22 protein-coding genes are annotated in these 24,528 nt (G+C 63.3%); 13 read left to right on the plus strand and 9 right to left on the minus strand.

Annotation, left to right across the window (positions count from 1 at the left end):
• The first annotated feature begins 10 nt into the window (after positions 1–10).
• The 4 genes from FFM53_RS35945 to FFM53_RS35960 all read left to right on the plus strand — a co-directional run bounded on the left by FFM53_RS35945 (position 11) and on the right by FFM53_RS35960 (position 3,255).
• Positions 11–784, plus strand: a complete 774-nt coding sequence (locus FFM53_RS35945) for a transporter substrate-binding domain-containing protein (RefSeq protein WP_017997599.1) — start codon at positions 11–13, stop codon at positions 782–784.
• A gap of 12 nt (positions 785–796) precedes the next feature.
• Positions 797–1,522 (plus strand): ABC transporter permease, encoded by a 726-nt coding sequence (locus tag FFM53_RS35950; RefSeq protein ID WP_033184140.1) that lies wholly within the window; start codon positions 797–799, stop codon positions 1,520–1,522.
• A 12-nt stretch (positions 1,523–1,534) separates the two neighbouring features.
• Positions 1,535–2,224, plus strand: coding sequence for an ABC transporter permease (locus FFM53_RS35955; RefSeq protein WP_138390135.1), 690 nt, complete (start codon positions 1,535–1,537; stop codon positions 2,222–2,224).
• 122 nt (positions 2,225–2,346) lie between these two features.
• Positions 2,347–3,255, plus strand: a complete 909-nt coding sequence (locus tag FFM53_RS35960; protein WP_138390136.1) for a homocysteine S-methyltransferase family protein — start codon at positions 2,347–2,349, stop codon at positions 3,253–3,255.
• A gap of 29 nt (positions 3,256–3,284) precedes the next feature.
• On the opposite strand, the gene FFM53_RS35965 is transcribed toward FFM53_RS35960, so the two are convergent.
• A complete protein-coding gene (locus FFM53_RS35965) occupies positions 3,285–3,719 on the minus strand; it encodes a MarR family winged helix-turn-helix transcriptional regulator (protein WP_138390293.1) in 435 nt (144 codons plus the stop codon).
• A gap of 201 nt (positions 3,720–3,920) precedes the next feature.
• Here FFM53_RS35965 and FFM53_RS35970 point away from each other — a divergent pair, with 201 nt between their 5' ends.
• Complete coding sequence (locus tag FFM53_RS35970; protein ID WP_138390137.1) at positions 3,921–5,735, plus strand: chloride channel protein; 1,815 nt, start codon at positions 3,921–3,923, stop codon at positions 5,733–5,735.
• Between the two features lie 90 nt (positions 5,736–5,825).
• Here the strand turns inward: FFM53_RS35970 and FFM53_RS35975 are convergent, their stop codons facing one another.
• The 5 genes from FFM53_RS35975 to FFM53_RS35995 form a co-directional block, all read right to left on the minus strand.
• Complete coding sequence (locus FFM53_RS35975) at positions 5,826–6,596, minus strand: ABC transporter ATP-binding protein (protein WP_138334707.1); 771 nt, start codon at positions 6,594–6,596, stop codon at positions 5,826–5,828.
• A gap of 9 nt (positions 6,597–6,605) precedes the next feature.
• Positions 6,606–7,589, minus strand: coding sequence for an ABC transporter substrate-binding protein (locus tag FFM53_RS35980; protein WP_113544853.1), 984 nt, complete (start codon positions 7,587–7,589; stop codon positions 6,606–6,608).
• A 40-nt stretch (positions 7,590–7,629) separates the two neighbouring features.
• Positions 7,630–8,481 carry an ABC transporter permease gene (locus FFM53_RS35985; protein ID WP_138334709.1) on the minus strand — a complete coding sequence of 284 codons (852 nt, stop codon included), beginning with the start codon at positions 8,479–8,481 and terminating at the stop codon, positions 7,630–7,632.
• 10 nt (positions 8,482–8,491) lie between these two features.
• Positions 8,492–9,844: an LLM class flavin-dependent oxidoreductase gene (locus FFM53_RS35990; RefSeq protein ID WP_029873577.1), complete on the minus strand. Its 1,353-nt coding sequence runs from the start codon at positions 9,842–9,844 to the stop codon at positions 8,492–8,494.
• 406 nt (positions 9,845–10,250) lie between these two features.
• Positions 10,251–11,036: an IclR family transcriptional regulator gene (locus tag FFM53_RS35995; protein WP_138390138.1), complete on the minus strand. Its 786-nt coding sequence runs from the start codon at positions 11,034–11,036 to the stop codon at positions 10,251–10,253.
• A 218-nt stretch (positions 11,037–11,254) separates the two neighbouring features.
• Here FFM53_RS35995 and FFM53_RS36000 point away from each other — a divergent pair, with 218 nt between their 5' ends.
• The 8 genes from FFM53_RS36000 to FFM53_RS36035 are packed head-to-tail and all read left to right on the plus strand — an operon-like array spanning position 11,255 to position 19,446.
• Positions 11,255–12,328, plus strand: a complete 1,074-nt coding sequence (locus tag FFM53_RS36000) for an ABC transporter substrate-binding protein (protein WP_138390139.1) — start codon at positions 11,255–11,257, stop codon at positions 12,326–12,328.
• A gap of 23 nt (positions 12,329–12,351) precedes the next feature.
• Positions 12,352–13,866, plus strand: coding sequence for a sugar ABC transporter ATP-binding protein (locus FFM53_RS36005; protein ID WP_138390140.1), 1,515 nt, complete (start codon positions 12,352–12,354; stop codon positions 13,864–13,866).
• A complete protein-coding gene (locus tag FFM53_RS36010; protein WP_138390141.1) occupies positions 13,863–14,825 on the plus strand; it encodes an ABC transporter permease in 963 nt (320 codons plus the stop codon). The genes FFM53_RS36005 and FFM53_RS36010 overlap by 4 nt, the downstream gene beginning before the upstream one ends.
• Positions 14,822–15,763, plus strand: coding sequence for an ABC transporter permease (locus FFM53_RS36015; protein ID WP_138390142.1), 942 nt, complete (start codon positions 14,822–14,824; stop codon positions 15,761–15,763). The genes FFM53_RS36010 and FFM53_RS36015 overlap by 4 nt, the downstream gene beginning before the upstream one ends.
• Positions 15,760–16,716 carry an amidohydrolase family protein gene (locus FFM53_RS36020; RefSeq protein ID WP_138390143.1) on the plus strand — a complete coding sequence of 319 codons (957 nt, stop codon included), beginning with the start codon at positions 15,760–15,762 and terminating at the stop codon, positions 16,714–16,716. The genes FFM53_RS36015 and FFM53_RS36020 overlap by 4 nt, the downstream gene beginning before the upstream one ends.
• Positions 16,709–18,019, plus strand: coding sequence for an alanine racemase (locus tag FFM53_RS36025; protein WP_138390144.1), 1,311 nt, complete (start codon positions 16,709–16,711; stop codon positions 18,017–18,019). Before FFM53_RS36020 ends, FFM53_RS36025 begins: the two co-directional genes overlap by 8 nt.
• 37 nt (positions 18,020–18,056) lie before the next feature.
• Positions 18,057–18,401, plus strand: coding sequence for a RidA family protein (locus tag FFM53_RS36030; RefSeq protein ID WP_028755790.1), 345 nt, complete (start codon positions 18,057–18,059; stop codon positions 18,399–18,401).
• A 31-nt stretch (positions 18,402–18,432) separates the two neighbouring features.
• Positions 18,433–19,446, plus strand: coding sequence for a succinylglutamate desuccinylase/aspartoacylase family protein (locus FFM53_RS36035; RefSeq protein ID WP_138390145.1), 1,014 nt, complete (start codon positions 18,433–18,435; stop codon positions 19,444–19,446).
• 15 nt (positions 19,447–19,461) lie between these two features.
• Here the strand turns inward: FFM53_RS36035 and FFM53_RS36040 are convergent, their stop codons facing one another.
• The 3 genes from FFM53_RS36040 to FFM53_RS36050 form a co-directional block, all read right to left on the minus strand.
• Positions 19,462–20,646 (minus strand): hypothetical protein, encoded by a 1,185-nt coding sequence (locus FFM53_RS36040; protein WP_138390146.1) that lies wholly within the window; start codon positions 20,644–20,646, stop codon positions 19,462–19,464.
• Between the two features lie 110 nt (positions 20,647–20,756).
• Entirely contained in the window at positions 20,757–22,592 is a 1,836-nt protein-coding gene (iolD, locus tag FFM53_RS36045; RefSeq protein ID WP_138390147.1) for a 3D-(3,5/4)-trihydroxycyclohexane-1,2-dione acylhydrolase (decyclizing), read from the minus strand.
• Complete coding sequence (locus FFM53_RS36050) at positions 22,589–24,502, minus strand: bifunctional 5-dehydro-2-deoxygluconokinase/5-dehydro-2-deoxyphosphogluconate aldolase (protein ID WP_138390148.1); 1,914 nt, start codon at positions 24,500–24,502, stop codon at positions 22,589–22,591. The genes iolD and FFM53_RS36050 overlap by 4 nt, the downstream gene beginning before the upstream one ends.
• Between the last annotated feature and the right edge of the window lie 26 nt (positions 24,503–24,528).

Consider the following 24,528-nt stretch of genomic DNA (forward strand, 5'->3'; position numbering starts at 1 on the left):
AATCCTGCGAATGAAACTGCTCCCCACACTGTTTGCCGGCGCGGCACTCGTGCTTTCTGCCGTCACCGCACAGGCCGAGGTCCGCTTCGGTGTCATGAACGAATCCTATCCGCCCTTCTTCGCCAAGGATGCCTCCGGCCAATGGCAGGGATGGGAGATCGACCTGATGAACGCTGTGTGCGAGGAGATGAAAGAGAAATGCTCGATCGTCGAAATTTCCTGGGATGGTCTCATTCCGGCTCTCCAGAGCAAGAAGTTCGACGTGATCTGGTCGTCGATGTCGAACACCGCGGAACGCTCGAAGGTGATCGACTTCACCGATAAATATTACAACACGCCGAGCACCTTGATCGGCCCCAAGGACCAGAAGCCGGGCGCCACTGCCGAGGACGTGAAAGGCAAGACCATCGGCATCCAGGTGTCGACGATCCAGTCGGAATACTACAAGAAGTATTTCGCCGAGGCTGCCGAGGAAAAGACCTACCAAACGCTCGACGAAGCGTTCCAGGATCTCGCCTCCGGCCGTATCGACTATGTCTTCGGCGATTCACTGGCGCTCGACGCTTTCCTGAAAAGCGATGGCGGCAAGGATTGCTGCGCCAAGATGGGCGACGTTGCCGACGACAAGGAGATTCTCGGCGCCGGCGTTTCGGGCGGCCTGCGCAAGGAAGACACAGAGCTGAAGGCCAAGCTGAACACGGCGATCGCTGCCGTCCGTGCCAGTGGCCAGTATGACGCCATCAATAAGAAATACTTCGATTTCGACATCTACGGCGCAAAGTAAGCAGCCGCAACGATGGCGACCACGCAACAAGGTATTCTGGACCTGCTGTCTCCCTATCCTCCGGGATGGGGCGGCGTTCTTTTGGCAGGTGCGGTCTCTACGGTTGCCATCTCGGCTTGCGCTTTCGCGATCGGCTTGCTGCTCGGCACGGGCGGCGCGCTGGGAAAGCTTTCGGGCAATCGCATCCTGCGCCTGCTGCTCGATCTCTATACCACGCTGATCCGCGCTGTTCCCGAGCTGATCCTGATCGTCGGGCTCTATTATGCCGGCACCGATGGCCTCAACCGGCTGCTCGCCGCGTTGGAGCTGCCGCCGGTCAATGTGAACGGCTTCGTCGCGGCCGTCGCCGTGCTCGGCTTCGTCCAGGGTGCCTACATGACGGAGGTGCTGCGAGGCGCGATCCTTGCCATTCCCGTCGGCCAGATCGAGGCCGCCAAGGCCTTCGGCATGGGGCCGGTGCTAAGGTTCCGCCGGGTCCTGCTGCCGGCGCTCCTGCCAAACGCGCTGCCGGGTCTTGCCAATCTGTGGATGTCGGTCACCAAGGACAGCGCGCTGGTGGCAGTCGTCGGCTACCAGGAACTGGCGCTCGCCACCCGTCTTGCCGGGGCAAGCACCAAGCATTACTTCGTCTTTTTCCTTGCTTCGGCCCTTCTCTATCTCGCCATCACGCTTGTTTCCAACGTCGTCTTCAAACTGATCGAGGGACGGGTACGGCGGGGGCAGCCGCGTCTTGCCTGAAGAAAGCGCCCCATGAATTTCACCTGGATCTCTTCCTACTGGCCGCTGCTTCTGACCGGCGCCTGGCAGACTGTTTGCCTGCTGGTGATCTCCGTGGTGTTCGGCTTCGTCCTCGCCATAGGCCTCGCCTTCGCGCAGGTCAGCGGCGGCAGACTGACGCGGCTGCTCGCCCGTGGCTACTGCACCTTCTTCCGCGGTACGCCGCTGCTGATACAGCTGTGGCTTCTTTACTACGGGGTGGGTTCGCTGCTGCCGATGGTCCCCGGCATCCGCCAGAGCCTGTTCTGGCCGATTCTGCGCGAGGGCTTCTTCTTCGCCGCCGTCAGTTTTACCCTGAACTACGCAGCCTATGAGGCAGAGGTGTTGCGCGGCGCGCTGCTTGCCGTTCCCAAGGGCGAGCTCGAAGCGGGCCGGGCCTTCGGCCTGTCGCCCAGGATGCTGATCCGTCGCATCTGGCTGCCGCGCGCCATTCGCATCGCCCTGCCGACGATTGCAGGAGAGATCGTCATGCAGCTCAAAGCGACGCCGCTCGCCTTTACGGTGACGGTGATGGATCTCTATGCCGTGGCCAACAAGGTTCGGCAGGACACGCTGCTCGTCTATGAACCGCTGCTGGTCGTCACCTTCTTCTATCTCGCCCTGACCGCCGTCATCGCCCGCGTCTTCCGACGTCTCGAAGCGCAGGTGCCGGTTCGCCGCTAGGCCGACGGGAAAAGAGACTGGTCATGAGTTCCTTCACGCACGAACCACATACATCTCGCCCACCTTGTTATGCAAAAGCCCGCCGCCGCTGACGGCGCGACAGTATGAATGGAGACCTCTTCATGAGCACGATGCGAATTCTCGATGGCGGCATGAGCCGCGAACTGTTGCGGCTGGGCGCCGAGCTGAAACAACCGGAATGGTCGGCATTGGCGCTGATCAATGCGCCGGATATCGTCCGTAGGGTACACCAGGAATTCATCGTCGCCGGCTCTGAGGTCGTTACGACAAACAGCTACGCGCTCGTACCCTTTCATATCGGTGAAGACCGGTTCCAGAACGAGGGGGCAGAGCTGATGCGCCTCGCCGGTCGCCTAGCGCGCGAGGCGGCCGATGCGGCCACGGATCGCAAGGTGCTGGTTGCCGGCTCGCTGCCGCCGATCTTCGGCTCATACGAGCCGCAGAACTTTCAGCCTTCACGGGTGCAGGATTATCTCGATGTGCTTGTCGAAAATCTTTCTCCCTTCGTCGATATATGGCTCGGCGAGACATTGAGCCTGATCGCCGAGGCAGAGGCTGTCCGCAAGGCGGTGGCGACGTCAGGCAAACCGTTCTGGATTTCGTTCACGTTGGCAGATGACGAGGCAGCGATAAGGGGCGGCGAACCGAAGCTGCGCTCCGAAGAAAGGGTCGAGGACGCGGCATCCTGGGTGGCCTCATCGGGCGCCGAAGCCCTCTTGTTCAATTGCAGCAAGCCTGAGGTCATGCAGGCGGCCGTGGAGACGGCAGCGCGCGTGTTCCGGAAAATGGACGCGCGCATCGAAATCGGCGTCTATGCCAATGCCTTCGAAGGGGAACAGGGCGAGGCAGCGGCAAATGAAGGCCTGCATGAGACCCGCAACGATCTGAATGACGATGCCTATTCGCGCTATGCCTGCTCCTGGGCTGAGGCCGGTGCGACGATCATCGGCGGCTGCTGCGGTATCGGCGCCGCCCATATCCATCGGCTCAAGAAGACGCTTTTGGGTTGAGGCGGCAAGGCGGTTACGCCGCCGCAATGCTATTCAGCTTTCGCCGCCGTATTCTGGAGCTCAAGGAGAAGGTCGATCAACTTCGGGGCCATCTCCCTGATTTCCGAAAGATGGACGGCGCTCAGTCGCGTCAGAAGCGCATCCGCCTTGTCCGTCAGGAGAACCGTCTGGCGGCGCCTGTCGGCCGGATCGGCATGACGTTCGACCAGTCCGGCATCCGACAGCCGCCCGACAAGCTCGGTCGCCGTATGCGGCGCGATGATCAGCCGCTCGGCCAGCATGCCGATGGTCATGGCTTCGCCGCGTTGTCCCTTGATCGCCAAAAGGGTCTGATGCTGCTGCGGGGGCAATCCTTCCGACTGGGCGGCAGAGGCGCTGAAGTCCATGAACTGGCGAAGGGCGAATCGGAGGTCGGCGAGAGCTTCGTAATCCTCTTGCCTCAGCGGCGGCGCGGTCTTCTTCAAAGCACTTCTCCTCTGCCGCAACGGCTGCCAGGGTCGGCAGCCCATGCCGCCATCATCGAATAGATGGGCAGTCGCCAGCCGGTCAAGTGAGGCATCTTCATGGGACATTTTCGCCTTCATGCTTTCACCCATTGATTTATATCGTATCACGATATATTGACGCGCCTCAAGCGTATCCATTCCGGCGTAGCAGAGGCTTCCATGGCGCAGCATCCACCAAACAACCGGCCGCACGATTTCACCGGCGGTCTTTCCCGGCGCGAGGCCGGCGATTTCACCACCGACAGGCGGGTCCTCCTCCTGGTCGGCATGTCCATCATTGTCGGCACCGCCGGCGCGTTTGCCGCCTGGTGTCTCGTCAGCCTCATCGCGCTGGTGACGAATGTCATCTGGTTCGGGGAGATCGGCATCCAGCCCGCCTCTCTGGCTGCCATGCCACGCTCGCTGTGGGTGGTGCTGGTTCCGCCGCTGGGTGGACTTGTCATCGGACTGATGGCCCGTTTCGGGTCGGAGAAGATCCGCGGCCACGGCATTCCCGAGGCGATCGAGGCCATCCTGATCGGTGGCAGCCGGATGTCGCCGAAGGTCGCGGTCCTCAAGCCGCTGTCGTCGGCAATCTCTATCGGAACCGGCGGCCCGTTTGGCGCCGAGGGGCCGATCATCATGACCGGCGGTGCGATCGGATCGCTGTTCGCGCAATTCTTTCACATGAGCGCTGCCGAGCGGAAGACGCTGCTCGTCGCTGGTGCGGCCGCCGGCATGACGGCCATCTTTGGTTCGCCGATCGCCGCGGTCATGCTGGCGGTCGAACTGCTGTTGTTCGAATGGAAGCCGCGCAGCTTCATTCCGGTCGCCGTTGCCGCCTGCGTGTCGATCTGCTGGCGTCCGCTGCTGTTCGGTGTAGGCCCGCTGTTCCCGACCCACTTCCAGGTGGCCTTGCCCTGGTGGGGTATTTTTGCCTGCGCGGCGATGGGGATCATTTCCGGTCTGCAATCGGGATTGCTGACGACGCTGCTCTACCGGATCGAGGACCTGTTCGAAGCCTTGCCGATCCACTGGATGTGGTGGCCGGCACTCGGCGGTCTCGTCATCGGTCTCGGCGGCCTGATCGAACCGCGGGCAATGGGCGTCGGCTACGACATCATCGATGGCTTGCTCAACAACCGGCTGCTTGCCCCGGCGGTGATGTCGATCCTGCTGGTGAAGACCATCATCTGGCTGTTTGCCCTGTCGTCGGGCACCTCCGGTGGCGTCCTCGCGCCACTTCTCATCTTCGGCGGGGCTCTCGGATGGCTGGTCGGCCTTGTCATGCCGGGCAACGATCCCGGCTTCTGGGCGCTGCTCGGAATGGCGGCGATGATGGGCGGAACCATGCGTGCGCCGCTGACGGGAACCTTCTTTGCGATGGAAATCACTGGTGACGTCAGCACGCTCGTTCCGCTGCTTGCGGCAACCGTGGTGGCCTATGCCGTCACGGTCCTGCTGCTGCGCCGCTCGATCCTCACCGAGAAGATCGCCCGCCGCGGCCAGCACATCACCCGCGAATATGGCGTCGACCCGTTCGAACTGTCGCGCGCAAGGGAGATCATGATCAGCGATGTCGATACTCTTCCCGTCACCATGACTGTGGGAGAAGCGTGCGATTTCTTCGCCTCGCAGCAGAAAACGCACCGGATCTATCCGGTGGTCGATGCAGCAGGCAGGCTAGCCGGCGTCGTATCGAGAGCCGACGCTTTGCTCTGGCAGGGGAATCCGAACCTCGCCAGTCAGACGCTTGCGGAAAACGTGACGGACGGTTCCGTTCCGGTGGGACATCCCGATGATACGGTCGCGTTCATCGCCGATCTGATGCTGTCGACCGGCGACGGACGCATTCCGATCGTCGATCCGACCTCAGGGAAATTGTGCGGCCTGATCGCCCGCAAGGATCTGCTGCGGCTGCGCAGTTCCTACAGGTCGGCGGAACTGGATCGGCGTCCGTATCTCACCGCCGGCTCGAAGAGCAAGTCGCGGTAGCGGTCCGCGGGCGTCCTCCGCATCGCTACTGCTACTGCCGCGCGCCGCATGGATCAGGTCTCATGCGGCGCGCGCTGACGCTTGAAGACTTCAGTGCAGTCCGAACAGGTTCAGCAACTCCTCGCGGTGTCGAACGAATTCCGGTGCGCTGCGGTCGCGAGGACGGGGCAGATCGATTTCGATCAGACGCGGCTCGCCGCCCCTTTCCCGTGGCAGGATCAGGATCCTGTCGGCCAGGTAGATCGCCTCCTCGAGATCATGGGTAACGAGAATGGTCGTCACATCCTCATCGCGCCAGATCCGTGCGAGTTCCTGCTGCATGCCGATCTTGGTCATCGCGTCGAGCGCGCCGAGCGGTTCGTCGAGCAGCAGGATCTCGGGCTGGACGGCCAGAGCCCGGGCGATGCCGACGCGCTGGGCCATGCCGCCCGACAGCTGCCGGGGATAGGCAGCCTCGAACTGCTGCAGGCCGACGAGCTTGACATAATGGCGCGCCCGCCCCCTCGCCTGCTCACGCGACAGGCCGCTAGTTTCCAGCCCGAAGGAGACATTGTCGAGCACGGTCAGCCAGGGCAGAAGGCGCGGTTCCTGAAAGATGACGGCGCGCTCTGTGCCGACGCCTCGCACCGCCTTTCCATCGACGAGAACCTCTCCCGTGTCGGAATCCTCAAGACCTGCCAGAACTCTGAGCAGGGTCGTCTTGCCCGAGCCGCTGGCGCCGACGATGGCGAGGCTTTCGCCGGAGCGGACGTGGAGGTTGATATCCCTGAGAACCTGTAGAGGTGTCCCGTTCAACCTGTAGGATTTGGAAAGGTGACGGATCGTCACCTCCCCGCGACGCGTGTCCTCAGCGATGCTCATCATCATTCCTCAGTTGCTTGCCGGCTTGGCGTCGACGGTCAAGAGGATGTCCTTGGCGGCCAGCTGGCCCTGCTTCAGCTTGCCTTCGCGAACCAGGACGTCGATCCAGAACTGGATGTCGCGCTCGACCGGCAGGCCGCCGGCGCGCACCCCATAACCTCGGAAGTACTGTGCGATATCAGCGTTCTCACCACGCTCGCTGAGCGCCTTGGCCAGGATCTTCTTGGTTTCCTCCGGATGCTCGCGGGCGTAATCGAGAGCACGAGCCGACTGCTCGACGAATATCTTTGCAGCTTCAGGATGCTCGCGAGCGAAATCACGGCGCAAGACCACGAAGCCCCCGGCGATGTCTCCAAGCACGTCGGTATCGTCGAAAATCGGACGCAGGCCGCCATTCTTCAGCGCAGCTCCCTCGAAGGTCGTCTGCCAGTAGCCGAAGGCGGCAATATCGACCTGCTTGGAGCGCAGCACCTGCTCGAGCTGCGGCCCGGGAACGACAAGCTGATTGGCTGCGTCCGCCGGCAGGCCGACGGAATGCAAGGCTTCGCGGATGGTGTAGTCGAGATGCGCGCCGAGTGTATTGACCGCGATGCTCTTGCCGGCAATGTCCTTGATACTCTTGATCGGGCTGTCCTCCAGCACGTAGAAGGTCGACTGCACCTCGTTATTGATGCCGTTTGAGGGATAGGCCGCGACGAAATCATTGCCGCCGATGATCGAATTCAGGACGGCGGAAGTTGCGGCGCTGCCGATCTCGACATCACCCGATGCCAGAGCGATCAAGGAGGCTGGGCCGCCCTGGGCGTAGCCGACATTTTCGAGCGTGATGCCCGTTCCGTCGAAATAGCCGAGTTCGGCAGCGAGTTCATGGGCGGCAAGACCACCCTGGCTGGCGAGATAGCGCAGCTTCACCGTATCGGCCGCCGCGGCGGGTGAGGTTAGGCCGAGAGCGATCACTGCCGGCAGGAGAAGGTGGCGGGGATGGAATGTCATCTGGTGGGACCTTTCGGAAGAGGAAAATCGGGAAAGCAGGTCAGCGGCTCGGCTGAGACCAGCGGCAGAGACGGCGCTGCAAGAGAACGAGCAAGGCATTGGCGGCAAGCCCGAGGAAGGCGAGCAGAAGGATCGCCGCAAACATCAGCGGGATCTGGAAATTGTACTGGGCATTCATCACCTGGAAGCCGATGCCCTTGTTGGCGCCGATCATCTCGGCGGCAATCAACAGCAGAAGCGCAGTCGTCGCCGAAAGACGCAGGCCGACAAAGATCGCCGGTACCGACGCCGGCAGGATGACGCGGCGGAAGATGGTCAGCGGTCCGGCGCCATAGGTCCGCGCCATCTCGATGAGCTTCTTGTCCACTTCCTTGACGCCGCCGATCGTGGCGAGCAGCACCGGAAACAGTGTGGCCCAGAAGATCACGAAGATCTTCGATGTTTCGCCGAGGCCGAGCAGCAGGATGAAGACCGGGTAGAGCGCCAGCGCCGAGGTCTGGCGGAAGAGCTGCAGGATCGGATCGAGCGCCTGTTCGACCGCACGAACCTGGCCCATGAACAGGCCGAGCGGAATGCCGATCACCACGGCAAAAGCGAAGGCGGTTCCGGATCGCTGCAGACTGATGGCGATATCATCGAGCAGCGCGCCGTTGGCAAGATTGGTCCAAAGAGCGGACAGGATAACGTCCAGGGGCGGGAAGATGGCGGGATTGACCCAGCCTCTGGTGCTCGACACCTGCCAGAACACGAGGAAGCCGATGAGAAGGCCGTAGCGCGGCAAAAGCGATGCGAGCACCCCGCGCAGATGCGAGGCGAGAGTGGAAATATTGCTTTCGCTGCTCTTCAGGCGGCCGAAGCTTCGCGGAAGAGTCTGGTTGATTTCATAGGACATCGACCGCTCCTCACTCTGCTGCCTGGAGAGCTGCATGTCCTGCAGCCCACCGATTGGTCGGGAAAGGCAGGCCGAGGTTTTCCCGAAGCGTCTTGCCCTCATAGGCCGTCCGGAACAGGCCGCGGCGCTGCAGTTCCGGGATGACCAGATCGACGAAATCGTCGAGCGCCGTCGGCAGCCAGGGCGGCAGAATGTTGAAGCCGTCGGCAGCTTCGTTCTCGAACCATTTCTGCAGCGTATCGGCGATCTGTTCGGGCGTTCCGACGATGGTGTAGTGACCGCGGGCGGAGGCGATCCACTGATAGAGCTGGCGGATGGTGAAATTGTTTTCGTCGGCGATCTGACGGATGAGGGCCTGTCGGCTCTTCATGCCTTCCGTCGGCGGCGCCGGCGGCAGAGGCCCGTCGAGGTCATAGCCGTGCAGGTCGAGCGTGCCGCCGGTCAGGCCATTGAGGAGGCCGATCCCGTCCTCTTCGACGATGAGCGAGGTCAGTCGGTCGTATTTCTCGCGTGCCTCCGCCTCGGTCCTGCCGACGAAAGCGGATACGCCGGGCATGACGAGGATATGATCGGGGTTTCGGCCGAGAGCGCGGGCGCGTGCCTTGATATCCCGATAGAACTCCTGGGCAGTTTCAATATGCTGATGCGCGGTGAAGATGACCTCGGCCGTTGCTGCGGCGAGCCCGCGTCCATCTTCGGACTGCCCTGCCTGGACGATGACGGGATGCCCCTGCGGCGATCGCGAGACGTTGAGCGGACCGCGCACGCTGAAGTGTTCGCCGCGATGATCGGTGTCGTGCAGTTTCGCCGGATCGAAGAACACGCCGGATTGCTTGTCCCGAATGAACGCGTCGTCCTCGAAGCTTTCCCAGAGTTTGCGGACAACATCGACGTGCTCGGCGGCGCGGCGATATCGGTCTGCATGCGGAAGCTGCGTATCGCGGTTGAAGTTCTGCGCCGTCAGGTCGCCCGTCGTGGTGACGACATTCCAGCCGGCACGGCCCTCCGAGATCAGATCCAGCGAGGCGAATTTGCGGGCGGTTGTGTAAGGCTCTTCGTAGGTGGTCGAGGACGTGGCGATAAAGCCGAGATGGGTGGTGAAAGGCGCAAGGGCCGAGAACAACGTCACGGGTTCGAAGCCGGCCACGCGGGCGTTGCCGCCTTCACGCGCACCGCCGAAACCGACAGCCAGCCCGTCGGCGAGGAAATAAGCATCGAAGAGGCCACGCTCAGCTGTGAGGGCAAGACGTTTGTGAAACTCGAAACTGGTCGCGCCGTCGGCCGGCTGGTCGGGATGCCGCCATGACGCAACATGCTGTCCGCCACCGGGAAGAAATGCTCCAAGCCTGATTTTCCGTGTCATTTCGCGTCCTCTCCGGTTTCCGTCAACAGCCCGGTCTTCCCCAGGGCCAAGTATTAAATTGGCTGTTGGGTTGCTAAAATACGTTCTCCATAGAATTTATAGAGAAACTGAATTTCATAGTTTCGGAGCAATTGTGAATAGATTTCTCGGTTTGGCGTGAAATCGGAAATCAATGGTCGGGGCGACTACCCCGGGGTATGCGGGCGCGGACCGGCAGGTGGGATCTGCGGGCGTGGCGAAGAGCCCGGCTGAGACGACAAATAGGAATAGGTCTTCTTAGCGTCCTATGCCCGCCTGCAGCACCGCTGGAGCGAGCAGGATCCGGCTTGACGAGCATGTAACGGAATGGCGGCTTGCGCACGAACGTCCGCGCCACCTGAGATCAATGCCTCCATGTGCTCAGGCATCAGCCTCGTTTTGGCCGGGTCGGGGCATGGTCGAGGCCGGCGGCGGCCTTCTTCAGGCAGTCGAGGTAGCGGTCGCGGTTGGCGATGCCGTCGTCGCGCGGCGTGACGAGGCAGAGCGTTGCGGCTGCATGACCTTCCTCGCCGCGCACCGGTACAGCAAAACAGTGGGTGAAGCTGTCGACGATGCTGTTGAAGGTGAAGAGACCTTCACGCTCGGCCTGGCGTACCTCGGCGATGAAGGTTTGCGGCTCGAGCCATTCGCCGTTCGGCAGGCGAAAATCCTGCGGCGGAATGAAGTTCAGGATGTCCTGATCCGACAGGTGTGCGACCAGCAGGCGGCCCGACGCCGTCCACGGAATCGGCACCGATTGCCCGACATCCGTCGAAATGCGGAAGGGGCGCGCGCCTTCGCGCATGCGGACGACCGTGTATCTGTTTCCATCCAGCATGCAGAACTGTGCCGTCTCCCGCGTCTCGTCGGCAAGCTGTTCCAGCGTCGCCTCGCATTCGCGGGTGAAGTCGAAATGGTTCTCATAGGCTGCGCCGAGGAAATACAGCTTGCGGCCGAGATAGACACGCCCCTCGCCGCCGGTGAATTCCAGGATGCCGTTCTGCAGCAGCAAGTTAACGAGCTCGTAAACCGATGAGCGCGGCGCGCCGATCTGCGCGGCGATTTCGTTCGGCTTCAGGGCCTGGCGTTTCTGGCGCAGGAAATCGAGGATCTCGAAGGCGCGGTCGAGCCCTCGGGCGCGCTTGCCGGCTGCTTCGTCCTGAACTGCATCCATTGCTATCGATCCCTTTTTGTCCGGCCAAGCTTTTCAAGCCGTCTGCCGCATCTGTCAATCGATCCCGTCATTCATCGCGAATGAAATTTTTGCACCCCTCTTGCGAGGTAAAAAAATCGGCATAAGATCACCTCGTCCGGTATATAGATCACATGTACGATATATTGGACATAGATGGCAAGCCGTCAACGCTGCCGCACACAAAAAAGGGGATCGACATGAAGAATTTTGAAAACGGCATTTCCGCTTCGCTACGCCGCCGCCTTCTCGCGGGTGCTGCCGCCGCTGCGGCACTCCTGGTCTTTTCGGCTGGCACGGCCTCGGCCGCCGCCAATTGCATCAAGGGTGACAGGAAAGCGCCCTATACGATCGGCTGGGCAAACATTTATTCGGTGCCGACCTGGATGAAGCAGACCGAAGGCACCATCACGGCTGAAGTGGAGGAGCTGAAGAAGGCAGGCCTGGTCAAGGACCTGATGATCACGGACGCGCAGGGCAACGCCCAGACGCAGATCCAGCATATCCAGTCGATGATCGACGCCAATGTCGACGCCATCGTCGTGATCGCCGGTTCTTCCAATGCGCTCGACCGCGTCATTTCAGATGCCTGCGACAAGGGCATTGCCGTCGTGAATTTCGACAGTCTGGTCAACACCGACAAGGTGACGGCGAAGATCAACACCGATTCCAACGAATGGGGCGCGACCGCTGCCAAGTGGATGGTCAGCCAGCTCGGCGGCAAGGGCAAGATCATCATCATGAACGGCCCGGCCGGCATTTCGGTGAGCGATGACCGCCGCAAGGGCGCCCAGCCGGTCCTCGACGCCAATCCCGGTCTCCAGGTGATCACCGAGACGAACACGGAATATAACGTCGCCCCGGCACAGGAAGCGATGACCAGCCTGCTCTTCGCCAACCCCGAAATCGACGGCGTGCTGTCGCTCGGCGGCGCACTATCGGCCGGCTCGGTGCTGGCCTTCGAGCGCCAGGGCCGCGACCAGGTGCCGACGACAGGCGAAAACGCCAGGCAGTTCCTGGAACTCTGGAAGGAGAAGGGACTGAAGGGCTGGGCGACCATGCAGCCCAACTGGCTCGGCGCGCTTTCCGTTTACATCGCCGTGCAGGCGCTGGAAGGCAAGGACGTTCCGGCCTTCGTCAAAGTGCCGCTGCCTGTCATCGACGACAGCACGATCGGCAGCTATCTCGCCCGCGCCGACAAGTTCCCGGCTGACGGCTATATCTACTCGGACTACGACAAGGCGCTCTTCGATAAGCTGCTTGCCACCAAGTAATCCCCGCGTTGAGGAAAGCCGTCATGACGGAAGAAAGACCCCTGCTGGAAGCCCGGCAGGTGTTCAGGGGATTTTTCGGCAATCCCGTTTTGAAGGGCGTTGATATCGCCCTTCTGCCGGGCAGGGTTCACGCCCTGCTCGGCGAAAACGGCGCCGGCAAGTCCACGTTGATCAACCTCCTGTCCGGCGCTCTCCAGCCGGACGGCGGTTCCATCCTCGTCGACGGCAAGCCGGTCGAGCGCTTCAGCCCGGCGGCTGCGCGCGGTGCGGGTATCGCCGTCGTTCAGCAGGAGCTGAGCCTCACGGCCAGTCTCTCGATAGCCGAAAACATCGGGCTCGGCGCCTTTCCGCGCCGGTTCGGTCTCATCGACTACAACGCGCTTCATCGCGGCGTGTCAGACGTCTGCGATATGGTGGGGCTCACCGAGCCGCTCGACATGCCGGTCGCCGACCTCGCGCTTGGCCGCCGTCAGATGGTGGAGATCGCCAAGGCGTTGTTCCGCAACCCGCGTGTGCTCATTCTAGACGAGCCGACCTCATCGCTCTCCGCGCACGAAGCCGGCATTCTTGCCCGCCTGATCGAGACGCTGAGAGACCGCGGCACGGCACTTCTCTATATTTCTCACCGCCTCAATGAGGTGCAGGCGCTCTGCTCGCACGTCACGGTGCTGAAGGACGGCCTGGTCACCGCCGACCAGTCGCTGTCCGGTATCGACGGCGAGGGCCTGGTGCGCCTGATGGTCGGCCGCGAGACCGGCGACCTGTTCCCGCCGCGCCTGGCCGCAGCACCCGGTGCGATGCGCATCAGCGTCGAAGGTTTCTCCGCCGGCATGGTGCGTGACGTCGGCTTCTCCGCCCGCGCCGGCGAGATCGTCGGTATTGGCGGGCTCGTGGGACAAGGGCAGGAAGACCTGCTGCTCGGTCTCTACGGCGCGATTCCGGCCTCGGCCGATCGGGCGGAGGTATCCGGCAAACCCGCCCTGCCCGCTGATGTCGGTGAGGCGAATGCCGCCGGCATCGTCTATGTCCCGGCCGACCGCAAGCATGAGGGGCTGGTGCTGCCGCATTCCATTGCCTCCAATCTCATCCTGCCCTCGCTCGGACGGCTCGCCCGCAAGGGGCTGCGCGACCGGCCGGCGGAAAACGGACTGGTCGCCGATCTCGCGCGCCGGCTGACGATCAAGGGCGACACGGCCCGCCCGGTGCAGGCGCTTTCCGGCGGCAATCAGCAGAAGGTGGCGCTGGCCAAATGGCTGCCGCTCGATCCCTCCGTTCTGCTCCTCAACGATCCGACGCGCGGCGTCGACATCGAGACCAAGCGGGAAATCTACCTCATGCTCCGCGCTTTCGCCGCCGAGGGGCGGCTCGTCATTCTGGCCAGTTCCGATACGCCGGAGCTGGTGCATCTCTGCGACCGCGTCGTGGTTCTGCGCGAGGGCCGCGTCGCCGCGTCGCTGTCACAGGATGAAGTCAGCGAAGGAGCGATCGTCGGCGCAGCAATGGGCATCACCACCACGACGCGGGGAGAGGCGGCATGAGCACAAGTTCGTCATCCCGGCTCTACGGCTCGATCCAGCTCCGCCGCAACCGCGGCCTTGCCGGCCTCTACCTGGTTGTCGCCGCCTTTCTCATTCTCTATGCGCTGCTCTTTCCCGGCATCCTTTCGATCGGCGGCTTCTCCAAGTTCACGCAGAACTGGTTCCCGCTCGCGCTCGTTACCATGGCGCAGGCTTTGCTCATGCTGAATGGCGGCATCACGCTGGCGATTGGCCCGCTCGTCAGCCTTGGAGCCGTGATTGCCGCGACGACGATGGAAGGGCCGCTCGGCGTGCCGGGCGGCATTCTTGCGGTCTCGCTTGCCGGTCTTTCGATCGGCGCCGCCATCGGCGTCATCGTCACCTATCTGAGGCTGCCTGCAATCATTGTCACGCTTGCCGGCTCCTTTATCATCGGCGGGGTCGCGCTCATCCTGCTGCCGCGGCCGGGCGGGTTCATTCCCGATTGGCTGTCGACGACGCTGGCCGGCCACACGCCCGTCGCCTTCCTGCTGCTCGTCGTGATCCTCGTACTCTGGAAGGCCTTTCTTGCAACGCCGCTCGGCCTCGGCATCTATGCGGCCGGCGACAATCCGGTCGGTGCGTTCCGCTCGGGCGTCCCGGTCGAACGGGTGAAGGTTGTCGCCTTCGCGCTGTCCGGTCTTCTCGCAGCCCTGACTGGCCTCTTCGTCGCCGCGCAGACCGGCTCGGGTGATCCTGTTATCGGCACGCCCTTCACGCTGAACTCGATCGCCGCCGCCGTGCTCGGCGGCGTGGGTTTCCTCGGCGGTAAGGGCACGATGCGCGGCGCGATCTGCGGCAGCCTGCTGCTCTCGGTGATGATCAACGTCATGTTCTTCCTGGGCTTCCCGCCGGTCGCGCAATATGTCGCTCAAGGGTTGATCATCGTCGGCGCAGTCGCCGTGCCGGAACTTCTTGGGCAATGGAGGGCAAGACGATGAACATCATCAGATCCGCGTTCCGCAATCCGCCGCTGCTGACCTTCCTTCTGGTCGCGCTCGTTTGGATCGTCGCAAGCGGCTCGCTGCGTGGTTTCGGCGCCTATGGCCACCTGCGTTATCTGCTCGAACTCGCCGCGGTGATCGGTATTGCCGCCGCCGGGCAGACGCTCGTCATCCTGATGGGCGGCATCGATCTTTCCGTCGGCGCGGTCATAACAGTCACGGCGATCCTGCTGCCGCTGATTTCGCCCGCCTGGGACCCGACTGGCCTCGCCGGCATCGCGGCGGCCCTTGCCATCGCCACCGGCATCGGCCTGATGAACGGCGCCGGTGCTGCCTATCTTCGCGTGCCGCCGATCATCATGACGCTTGCCATGGCGACCTTCCTGCAGGGCCTGCTCGTCATCGTCGCCGGCGGCAGCGCAGTCACCGTCAGCAACCCGGCGGTGATTCTGCTCGGGCAGGCGCGGCCGCTCGGCATTCCCTCGGGCATCATTCTGTGGCTCGTCGTCTCGATCGTCGTCCTGCTGCTCGTCCACCGCATGCCGATCGGCGCGCGTTTCCTGGCGCTTGGGGCAAACCCGCTGGCGGCCCGGCTTTCCGGCGTCAGCGTCACGCGCAACACGCTGATCGTCCACACTCTGGCGGGCTTTTTCGCAGGGCTTGCGGGCATTCTCGTGCTCGGCATGAACCGGCAAGGTTATGTCGGCATCGGCGACCCCTATCTGCTGACCTCGATCGCCGCCGTCGTGCTCGGCGGCACCTCCATCCTCGGCGGCCGCGGCACCTATGCCGGGACCATCCCCGGGGCAATCCTGCTCGTCACGACGACGGCGCTGATTACTGTCGTCAATGCCTCGCCCGGCTGGCGGTCGATCATGTTCGGCACGCTGATCCTTGCTCTTTTGCTGGTTTCCGGCCGCGAGGCGCGCAGATGACGGAGCGCTACGACGGGCCGGTGATCGACCCGCATCACCACCTCTGGGACCTCAGCCTGCAACGCCATCCCTGGCTGCAGAAGGCCCGAGCTTCCGGCGAAGAGATGGTTTTCGGAAGCCTCGCACCGATCCTGCGCGACTATGGCATCGACGATTATCGTGCCGATGCTGCCCGCCAGAACGTGATTGCAACCGTGCATGTGGAAGCCGGCTGGTCCGTTGCCTACCCGCTGGAAGAGAGCCGCTGGCTGGATGGCCTCGACCGCAGCTCCGGTGTGGCGCATCGTTATATCGCGCGCGTGCCCCTCGACGGGCCGGACGCCATGCGCCTGCTCGAGGCGGAGGCGGCGAACCCGAATGTCGTCGGCATCCGTGATATTTTGAGCTGGCATCCGGACGCGGCGAAGAGTTTTGCGCCGCGCCCGAACCGTATGGGCGATCCCGCCTGGCGGGCGGGGCTTGCCCATGCCACGCGGCTCGGATTGGTCTTCGACCTGATGCTCTATCCCTGGCAGATGAGTGAGGCGCTCGAACTGGTGCGCGCTTTTCCGCAAACGCTTTTTGTGCTCAACCACGGCGGCAGCCCGGCCGACCGGACGGCGGACGGCATGGCGCTCTGGCGCCGCGGCCTGCGGGCGCTCGGCAGCGAGCCGAATTTGCGCCTGAAGATTTCCGACCTCGTCGCCTACGACAATGCGTGGACGCTCGAAAGCTTGCAGCCGGTGATCGAGCATTGCCTCGATTGTTTTGGTCCGGCGCGCGCCATGTTCGCGAGCGACTTTCCGGTTGCGGGCCTGCGTGCCTCTTTTGACGAGGTCTACCAGGTTTTCCGCACGGTCGCCTCAAAGCTCTCTTACGACGAGCAGCGTGCTTTGTTCTTTGCCACCGCCAATGACACCTATCGCCTCGGCATCGCCGATCCGGCCGAGATCAGGAGTGGCTGCCATGTCTGACCTTCATACCACGACGGAAAACATGCTGATCGACGAGCGGGTGCGCGGCTTTCCGCCGGGCAATCCGCCGCTGCCGCTTGATGCCATCGGCAAGCAGGGATGGAAACCCTATGACGGCAGGATGGCCCTGCCGCTGATCTCTCTCGACCGGCAGGCTTTCACCGGCAATATCGAACTGATGATGGCCTATGTGAAGAGCCACGGCGCCGATATCGCGCCGCACGCCAAGACACCGATGTCGACGGCGCTGGCGGAGGCACTTCTGGCGGCAGGCGCCTGGGGCACGACGGTCGCCGACATCCGCCAGGCCGCTGTCCTGCTCAAGGCGGGACAACGCCGGCTGATCCTCGCCAACGAGATCGGCGGGGTGGCCGCTGCCCGCCGGCTTGCGGCCCTGCTTGCCCATTATCCCGGTGCGGAACTCGATATCTTCGTGGATTCGACGGCGCTGGTCGAGGCTCTTCGTTCCGCATGGCATGAGCGTGCCGATCTACCGCCCCTCGGCCTGCTGGTGGAGTTCGGCGCCGGCCGCGCCGGTGCCCGCGGCGTCGACGCCGCCGAGGCAATTCTGGAGGCGATCCTTGCCGTGGAGACGCCGGCCTTCCGGCTGACCGGCATCGCCGCCTATGAGGGTGCGGCCGCAACCGCCGATGCGGAAGAGACGATGCGTCGCATCGACGCGCTGATGGCGGTGACATCCGATTTCCTGCCGAAGGTGCGCGCCCGCATCGGCGACGAGCGGCCGCTCCTGGTCACGGCCGGCGGCTCGGTGTTTTTCGACCTTGTGATTGCCAGGCTTTCAGCCGCCGTTGCGGCCGATCCCGCCTGCCGGCTGGTGCTGCGCAGCGGCGCGATCTTCTTCCACGATCACGGCATCTACGAGCGCGGCCTTGCCGGCCTCGATGCGCGCGGCGGCTTCCGCATCGGCGGCGAGATGGTTTCGGCGGCCGCAGGTTTCCGTCCGGCGCTGCGGGTCTGGGCTGAGGTCCTCTCCCGGCCGGAGCCGCGGCTGGCGATCTGCGGCATGGGCATGCGCGACGTGGCGATGGACCAAGGCCTGCCGCGGCCGCTGGCGCTCTATCGCAATGGGGTGTATCTCGCCGATCTCATGGGCGCCGACGTCTTTCGCCTCAACGATCAGCACGCCTTCGTGGCCCTTGCCGAGGGCAGCGACGTCATGGTGGGCGACGTTATCGAGTACGGCATCTCGCATCCCTGCACCTGCCTCGACCGGCATGCCATCCTTTACGGCCTCGATCCGGACCATTCGGTGACAACAGCCTATCTGACCAGCTTCGGCTGACCTCTCCCTCCAAAAGCAAGAAAAGGAAAACCCGCTTATGATCCAGCGTTATCAGAAAGGTTCGCGTATGAGCCAAGCCGTCAGCTACGGCGGCCTCGTCTATATTGCCGGCCAGGTCGCGGAAAATCGCAAGGCGGGCATCGAGGATCAGACCCGCGACGTGCTCGGCAAGATCGACGCCCTTTTAAAAGAAGCCGGTATCGATCGCTCGCGCCTCATCGCCGTCAATGTCTTCCTGCCGGCGATCGTTGATTTCGAGGCGATGAACAGCGTCTATGACAGCTGGATCGACATCGAAAACCCGCCGGCCCGCGCCTGCACCGAAGCTCGTCTTGCCGATCCCGATCTGCGTGTCGAAATGACCGCGATCGCCGCCCTTTGACGGCATTGCAACTGCCCGCACTGGAGACATCATGCATAGCGGTCTCGTCAATCCGATCGACTTTTCGCGCCAGGGCCGGCAGGCCGGCCACCTCGCCATTCCCTATTCGATAGACCGGTCGCCCTATTATCAGATCCGCATTCCGATCCTTCGCCTGAAAAATGGCGAGGGGCCGTCTTTGCTGCTGATGGCCGGCAACCATGGCGACGAATATGAAGGCGAACTCCAGCTCGGCCGGCTGATGCGGCTGCTTGATGTCGCCGACATCCGCGGCGCCGTCACCATCCTGCCGATGGCGAACCTGCCGGCGGTGATGGCGGCCAAGCGCTGCTCGCCCTTCGACGGCGGCAATCTCAATCGGGCGTTTCCGGGCGATCCCACCGGCTCGCCAACGGCTCGCCTCGCGCACTTCCTCGAACAGGAGCTCTTTCCTCGCCATGACGTCGTGCTCGACCTGCATTCGGGCGGCACCTCCATGGCCCACCTGCCCTGCACGCTGATCGAGCGGCAGGCCGATACCGTCCGCTTCGAACGGTCCGTTTCGCTGATGCGCGCCATGGGGGCGGCGCATGCCTTCATCGCCGACAACGGGCCGACGGCGCCGACATCGATGGGGGCTGCGGCAAGGGCCGGGACCGTCGGTCTTTCCGGCGAGTTCGGCGGCGGCGGCACCGTAACGCCTGAGACAATGGCCTTCACGGCGGCGGCAATCGACCGGCTGCTCGTCACACTCGGCATCGTTGAGCGTCCGGTCCTGTCGCGCATGCCGCTCACCGAGCCCGGGCCGTTGCAGCTGCTTTCGCTATCCCGCCACAGCCAGGGCATCTATGCGAACAATAGAGGCTGGTTCGAGCCGGCCGTGGCACTCGGCGCCACTGTTGCCGCCGGTGAGCTTGCCGGATGGTATCATGATCTGGAACGCCTGGAGCAGCCGGAGGAAGAGCTGCGCTTTGCCGAGAGCGGTATTGTCATTTCCCACAGGCTGCACTGCGACAGCCAGGCCGGCGACTGCCTGATCCAGGTCGCCGAACCCATCGCATCCTGAGGGACGCTGATCTGTTCAAGTGATTGCGTCGACTGCTGCCTTGACCCAGTCGAGGCGCTTTGCCGGTATGAGGCCATAATTGTAGAAGTTCACACCGTCAGCGCCGGCATCGACGGCGGCCTTGGTGCGTGCCGCCAGGATCTCAGGCCCGCCAACCTCCGGATAGAAGACGCGCAGGCCCACCCCGAGGAATTTGCCCGGTCCGATTGCCGCCCGGCCGGTCCGGATGACATTGCCCACGGCATCCGGCGCCATGTCGTAGCAGCAGAGGATCGCCCCGTCGCAGAGCTTGCCGACGGCTGCGAGATCGACGCCGCCGAGCCAGCCGTCCTTCAGGTCGATGAGCACGATGCGGGTTGCCGGATCGGCTGCCGCCCTGATCTCACCGATCAGGCTGGTCACCGGTTCGCTGCGCCAGGTGAGATAGGCATGCAGATCAGGCTGGTCGCGAAAGGCATCGATACCGGCTGCCGGGAAATCCGGGAATTGCCGTTCCGGGACAGCTCGTTCACAAAGTTCGGCGATGAAGCGCGCGACCGACCGGCGCGCACCTTCGACCGGCACACCGGCCTTCTCGGCGCGCGCCGTGCAATGGTCGCAGAAGCAGAGCGACAGCAGGAAATCGTCTTCGGCGTTCAGGCCGATGCCGTCTTTTTCGTGATGATATTCATGCGCGAATCCCATGAAGTTCGGGCTCTCCAGTTCCACCATGTCGGGCCGGTAGTTCATCGTGATGTCGCGCACAAGGGTGACGGCATAATCCCGCGCCGCCGGGCTGGAAGGGCAAAGATTGTAATAATTGGCATTGCCGAAGGCATTCCGCGTCACGTGATCGGGATGCAGCATGCCGAGACGGCTATTGTGAAGGCAGACCGTCCAGCAGGAGACCTTGAGACCCGTCGCCTCGCGCTCCTTGACGAGCGCTTCCAGCATGTCACCGCGCTCAGTGACATTCCCAGCCATCAGCGGCCGGATCAGCTTGTCCTGCCACAGGCTCTCGTCCGGCTGGAAGTAGACCGTCCCGTCTTCAGGGAAATAGGCCTTCTGCTGCGGGCTCCGCGGTTGCAGGAACCGGCCGGCATGATAGGAGGTCGCCAGGCTGACCGTCGTCAGGCCCGCCCGGCCGGTAAGCTCGGCGGTGAGTGCTGTGAGCCCTTGGTCCTGGATATCCCAGGGGTAAGTCCACATGGAAAGATGCATGGCGTGCTCCCGTCAAATCTGTCCATTTTATAGAACACGTGTCCATAATAGTGTCCAGACTGATCTTTGAGCTCGGGCGTCCGCAGACGCCCGCCGGGAGCACCTGTCCTTCAGTCAAACGCACGTTGATTGTGAGCATTCTCGTTGTAACGCGCGCGAGCCTGCTCGAGCCGCTCCGGCCCGCCGACCTGCGGAACGGCAACGTCCCACCAATGGCCGCCTGCGTCGGTTCCGGGAACCGCATCGGTGTCGATCACCAGAACGCTCGGAATGTTCCGTTCCCGCGCCGCGACGATGTGTGCCTCGAGCTCGGCGATGGACCCAATCTTCTCGGCATGGGCGCCCATCGAGGCGGCATGCGCGACAAAGTCGATCTCGGGCTGCACGTCGACATTGCAGTCCTTGTACATGTTGTTGAACTCAGCGCCGCCGCACTCGATCTGGAGGCGGTTGATGCAGCCGTAACCGCGGTTGTCGGTCAACACGATGGTGAACGGCACCCGCCGCATGACGGCGGTTGCGAGTTCCGAATTGGCCATCATGTAGGAGCCGTCGCCGACGAAGCAGATGACCTCCTTGTCGGGGCGCGCGAGCTTGATGCCCATGGCGCCCGCCACTTCGTATCCCATGCAGGAGAAGCCATATTCCATGTGGTATCCGCCCTTGGCCGATTGCCACAGCACCTGCAATGCGCCCGGCATGGTGCCGGCCGCGCACATGACCACGGATTTTTGCGTCGCCACCCGCTGCACGGCGCCGATGACCTGCGCGTCGGTGGGCAGGTTTCCAGGCCCGTCGCCTTCCGGCGCCGCCGTCACGCGCTCGACCGTTTGGTGCCAGTCGGTCCTGCTCCCGGCGTCGATGCCAGGCCCACGATACGCCTCGAGCGCGGCGGACAGGCGCGCCAGCGTGACCCTGGCATCGCCGACACAGGGCAATGCCGAATGCTTGGTTGCATCATATCCGGCAAGGTTGATCGAAGCGAGCCGGCGCGAGGGATTGCGGAATAGAGCCCAGCTGCCTGTGGTGAAATCCTGGAAGCGCGTGCCGATGCCGAGTACGAGGTCCGCCTCGGCGCAAAGCGCATTGGCCGACACCGATCCGGTCACACCCGGCGACCCGAAATTCAGCGGGTGCTCCCAGCTGTTGGCGCCCTTCCCGGCTTGCGTTTCGACAAACGGGATATGGTGCTTCTCCGCGAATGCGGCGAGTTCGGCCTCGGCCTGCGAATAGATGACGCCGCCACCGGAAATGATGACTGGCTTGCGCGCAGCCCGGATGGCATCGGCAAGATCTGCGACCTCTCGCGGATCCGGTTCTGGACGGCGGATGCGCCACGCCTTCGGTTCGAAAAAGGCTTCCGGGTAGTCGTAGTGCTCTGCTTGCACATCCTGGCAGAAGGCGAGCGTAACGGGGCCGCAGCTACCAGGATCGGTCATGACGGCCAGGGCGCGGGGCAGGCAAGTCAGGAGATGCTCGGGACGGGCGATCCGGTCGAAATAGGCCGAGACCGGCCGGAAGCAGTCATTGGCGCTGACCGTTCCGTCGTTCATATCCTCGATCTGCTGCAACACCGGCTCGGGGCGGCGATTGGCGAACACGTCGCCGGGTATGAAAAGAACCGGCAATCTGTTGACATGGGCAAGTGCGCAGGCCGTGATCATATTGGTGGCGCCTGGGCCGATCGACGATGTCACGGCCTGGGCGCGCCGGCGCTTCAGTGTCTTCGCATAGGCGATCGCCGCATGCGCCATGGTCTGTTCGTTCTGGCCCCGCCATGTGGGAAGGGCGTCGCCGATCCCATGCAGCGCCTCTCCGATGCCGGCGACGTTGCCGTGACCGAAGATCGCCCAGACGCCTTCGATGAAGCGCTCGCCATCCTCCGTCATCTGGACCGAGAGCCATTTCACCATGGCCTGCGCGGCGGTCAGTCGTATCGTGCTCATTCTGCTGCCTCCTGAACGCGCGCCCGCGCGCCGTCCCAGACCGTGCAAAGCCGGGAGTATCGTTTCGCCATTTCCTCGACGGCCTCTTCGTCATTGATCGAGCCCTCGAACCAGCCGCGGGCGACCGAGCCGAAGATTGTACGGCCGACGGCAAATCCCCTGACGAGCGGGAAGCGCGCGGCAACTTCGAAGCTCGCCTTCAGCACGTCCTCCGGCGCATCCAGGCCGAGGACGACGATCCCTCTTGTATGACGATCGTTGTCCTCGATGGCGGCACAGACCTGCGTCCAAGCTTCGGGCTCGTCCAGCGGCTCGAGCTTCCACCAGTCAGGATAGATGCCTTCGGCGTAGAAGCTGCGGATCAGCGTCGCGGTCGTATCCGTGGTGACGCTTGCGACCTTGGAGGGGATGACCTCGAGCAGGAATTCCAGCCTGTTGCGGCGCGAGGCCACGTAAAGCCGCCGCACTTCCGCCAGCTGCCGGGCCCAGGTCGCATCGTCGTCATCGGGGTGGCAGAAGCAGAGCACCTTGACGACGTTCTCGCGCGCCCATTCCGAAAGTCCCCCGCAATCGGGACCGAGTGACGGCTCCAGGCTAAGCGGCCGAGACCCCGGCCATTCGCAGGGTCTGCCGATCCAAAGGCCGCTCCCGGAGGCAGCGTGGAGTGCGCGTCGGCCGATCCGGTCGTCGCAGAGGATTCCGTAACCGGAACGCCCGTTCTGCACCTTGAGTGCCGCTTCAAGGCAAAGTTCCTTGAAAGCGCCGCCCTTCGACGGCGTGTAGCCCGCCATGCTTTCGAGCTGCATCCGGTGATCGAAGGCGAAGACTCGCATCTCAGACCAGTCGCCATGCCGGTTGGTCGACCAGTGTATCTGCTCCAGTTCGGCATCATTGCGCAGGTCGTGACGCGCCATGCCGCGCTCGAGGAAGAAATTCAGTTCCTGCAGTGACGGATATGCCGGCGTGCAGCCATGACGAGAGACTGCAAAAGCGCCACAGGCATTGGCGTATCTGAGTGCGGTCGGCCAATCCTCGCCATCAAGCCAGCCTTTCAGCAGCCCGGCGAAAAAGCCGTCTCCGGCGCCGAGAACGTTGAAGACTTCGACCGGGAACCCCTCACCCGAAATGCCCTCGTCCAGATTGTCCGGTATCGCATCTTCGAATGCGACCGCCCCCTTGGCGCCGCGTTTACAGACCAGCGTCGCCGCAGTCACGGCGCGCACGGCCCGCAGTGCCGCCACGGTATCGGTCGTCCCGCCGGCGATGTGGAATTCTTCCTCTGTCCCGACGATCAAATCGAACAGATGAAGCGTCGTCTGGAGCTTTTCGGTTACCTGTCCGCTTGCCACATAGCGGCTTTCCCCTTCGCCATGGCCGGCCACTCCCCAAAGGTTTGGACGATAGTCGATGTCGAGAGCCGTCTTGGCGCCATGCTTGCGCGCAAAGCCGAGCGCCTTGAGCACGGCCGCCTTCGTGCGCGGATGGGAGAGGTGTGTTCCCGTCACCAGCACCGAACGGGCGCTGGAAACGAAAGCTTCGTCGATATCATTCTCGCAAAGCGCCATGTCGGCGCAATTTTCCCGGTAGAATATCAACGGGAAACGTTCTTCGTCCCGGATCCCGAGAATGACGAGTGCCGTCAGCCGCTCGGGATCCGTCACGACGCCCTTGCCGTTGACACCATGCCGGGCAAGCTCCTCGCGGATGAACCGGCCCATATGCTCATCGCCCACCCGGGAGATCAGTGCCGACTTGAGGCCCAGTCGCGCCGTGCCGCAGGCAATGTTGGTCGGACTGCCGCCGATATATTTTTCGAAGGATCCCATATCCTCCAGCCGTCCTCCGACCTGCGCCCCATAGAGGTCGACGCCGGCGCGCCCGATCGTGATCACGTCCAATGTCTTGGTCATGTCGGTTTCCTCGCAATAGTATTGAA

Source organism: Rhizobium indicum (assembly GCF_005862305.2).
In the GTDB taxonomy this organism is placed as follows: domain Bacteria; phylum Pseudomonadota; class Alphaproteobacteria; order Rhizobiales; family Rhizobiaceae; genus Rhizobium; species Rhizobium indicum.